Source organism: Pseudoalteromonas sp. P1-16-1b, assembly GCF_001401785.1.
GTDB classification, from domain to species: Bacteria; Pseudomonadota; Gammaproteobacteria; order Enterobacterales; family Alteromonadaceae; genus Pseudoalteromonas; species Pseudoalteromonas undina.
On record NZ_LKGQ01000058.1, the window covers coordinates 1 to 339 of the forward strand.

A 339-nucleotide genomic window follows, 5' to 3' on the forward strand; every position below is an offset into this window, starting at 1 on the left:
CCGAGTGGTGGAATTGGTAGACACAAGGGATTTAAAATCCCTCGACTAACAAGTCGTGCCGGTTCAAGTCCGGCCTCGGGCACCACTTTGTGGTTTGGTTACATACACCAATATGTAACTTATAAAAATTATTTAGAATTAATATGATGCGGCACTAGCTCAGTTGGTAGAGCGCGACCTTGCCAAGGTCGAGGTCACGAGTTCGAGCCTCGTGTGCCGCTCCATATTAGTTTTATCCACTTGCTTTAAATAGCAAACTCGATGCCCGAGTGGTGGAATTGGTAGACACAAGGGATTTAAAATCCCTCGACTAACAAGTCGTGCCGGTTCAAGTCCGGC

1 tRNA gene is annotated in these 339 nt (G+C 46.9%); it reads left to right on the forward strand.

Annotated elements, in window-relative coordinates:
- Nucleotides 1–148 precede the first annotated feature (148 nt).
- Nucleotides 149–224 (forward strand) — tRNA-Gly (locus AN392_RS18165).
- Nucleotides 225–339 lie beyond the last annotated feature (115 nt).